Origin of the sequence: Zoogloea ramigera, assembly GCF_006539865.1 — a bacterium.
Classification (GTDB): domain Bacteria; phylum Pseudomonadota; class Gammaproteobacteria; order Burkholderiales; family Rhodocyclaceae; genus Zoogloea; species Zoogloea ramigera.
The window spans coordinates 1-2,248 of sequence record NZ_BJNV01000149.1 but is presented as its reverse complement, the minus strand read 5'-3'; the positions used below and the strand labels follow the sequence as shown (position 1 = coordinate 2,248).

General features: G+C 65.5%; 2 protein-coding genes. Both read left to right on the top strand.

What is annotated here, in order from left to right:
• Positions 1-241, top strand: a 241-nt coding sequence (locus ZRA01_RS20685) for a hypothetical protein (protein ID WP_218028777.1), incomplete at its 5' end; no start/stop codon positions are given.
• 183 nt (positions 242-424) lie between these two features.
• The coding region (locus ZRA01_RS20100; RefSeq protein ID WP_141355146.1) for a PAS domain S-box protein at positions 425-2,248 on the top strand (1,824 nt) is incomplete at its 3' end.

Sequence of the window (2,248 nt, the reverse complement as noted above, 5' to 3'; positions counted from 1 at the left end):
GCAGGAGCAATCCCAGTCGCTCGTCCGGTCCGTATCGCTGTTCCGTCTCGACGGCAGCGCGGCCGCGCCGAAAGAGGGTGGCCGCCCGTTTGTCAGTGAGCTTGCACCGAAGCCGACGGCCGTGCGCGTCACGCCCCTCCCCACACGTCAGACCAAGGCCGTAAAGATCGGCTCGCCATTGCCGAAGATCAAGCAGCAACGGGCGTCTAACCTGGCCGAAGAGGAGTGGGAAGAGTTCTGAGGGCTCCCGAGGCCAGGCTTGGCCCCGCCCGCCCCCTGTGGGGGCAACGAAACTTGGGGCGGCCCGGCGTTTCATTGAGAGCGCGTATCGCCCTGGATAATCAATCTGAAGCATGCCGATTGCGAGCCTGGAGGGCTGCGGCGGCGACCCAAGCGTGAAAGCCTGGCCTGGAAGGAAGATCACATGAAAATCAATTTGCCTGTAACCCAGCACGAAGTCGAGCTGCAGGAGCACACCCTGATCGTCTCGAAGACCGATCTGAAGGGGCGAATCACTTACATCAACCGAGACTTCCTGCAGATCAGCGGCTTTACCGAGGATGAGCTGATCGGCGAGGCGCACAACATCGTGCGCCATCCCGACATGCCCGTGGAGGCCTTCGAGGACTTCTGGCGTTCCCTCAAGGCGCAGCGGCCGTGGGTCGGCCTGGTCAAGAACCGCTGCAAGAACGGCGATTACTACTGGGTCGAGGCGCACGCCTCGCCCATCGTCGAGAACGGGCAGGTCACCGGCTATATGTCGGTGCGTCGCAAGGCGAGAAAGGCCGACATCCAGGCGGCGGAGGCGGCCTATGCGCTGTTCCGCGAGGGCAAGGCCGGTGGCCTGGCGATCCGCGAAGGCAAGGTCGTCAAGGGTGGGCTGATTGGCGCCCTTCGGGGAGGGTTGGCCGGTCTCACCGTTCGCACCTCGCTTTTGCTCGCCATGATGACGCTGACCGCGGTCGTCGTGGTCCAGGGTTACATCGGCGTCTCGAAGGTCGGCGAGGCCCACGACGCATCGGAAAGCCTGTATCAACAGCGCCTCAAGCCCGCGGTTGCGCTGGCCGACCTGGCCGTCGCCCAGAGTGAGGCGCGTTCCCAGGCGTTGCTGGCGCTGTTGCACGCACCGGAGAATCCAGCCAGCAAGCTTCATGACCATCCGCTGAGCGCCCACCTCGATGCGCTCGACAAATCCGTGCTCGAGGCCGAGCGGCTGCGCCAGGCCTACGCCGAGCATGTGGCAAAGGCCAGCCCCGACCACCAGGCGCTCTTCGCCCGCTTCTCCGAAGCGGAAGCGGCCTTGATCGGCAGCGGCTTGAAGCCTGTCCGTGAGGCCCTGCTGGGCGGGCGTTTCGAGGAGGCCAACCGTCTTGTGCTGGCCGAGATCAATCCGCGCTTCAAGGCGGCGGCCGAGGGCGTCCGCAAGCTGCAGGAGCATCAGCTCCAGCAGGCGGATGCTCAGAGTCAGCAAGAGGGGGTGACCTTCCGCGAGACGGTGACGATGACCATCATCGGGGTGCTCATCGCCGCGGCCTTTGCCCTTGTGCTGACCTGGCTGCTGGTGCGCCGCATCGGCGGCCCGCTGAAGAGCGCGATCGCCGCGTTCCAGCAGATTGCCCAGGGCAACTTCAAGGCGCACGTGGACATCGGCCGGCGTGACGAGCTCGGCCAGGTGCTCGACGGGCTCGAGTCCATGCAGACCCGCCTGGGCTTCGACGTCGCCGAGGCGCGCCTGGTGGCCGACGAGATGGCCCAGATCAAGGTTGGCCTGGATACCGTCGAGACCAACGTGCGTATCGCTGACACCACTGGCCGGGTTATTTACGCCAACCCGGCGCTGCTGAAGACGATCCGTGGCATCGAAGATCAGATTCGCCTGCATGCGCCGGGCTTCAGCGCCGACAACTTCGTTGGGAGCAGCATCGGCCGGCTCTACCCTGATCCCGATGCTGCCCTGACGCGCCTGGCCAGCCTGAGCGCTGTTTCGCGCACCCAGATGGAGATCGGTGGGCGGACTTTCGATGTGGTCACCAGCCCGATCATCGGCGCCTCCGGCGAGCGTCTTGGCTCGGTGGGCGAATGGCGTGACCGTACCGACGAGCTGGCCGCCGAACGGGAGATCAACGCCATGGTGTCCGCCGCTGCGGACGGCGATTTCTCTACCCGCGCGACGACCGAGGGCCGGAGTGGGTTCTTCCTCGACATGGCGAGGGGCATGAACCGCCTGATGGAAGGCGTGGCCCGCAGT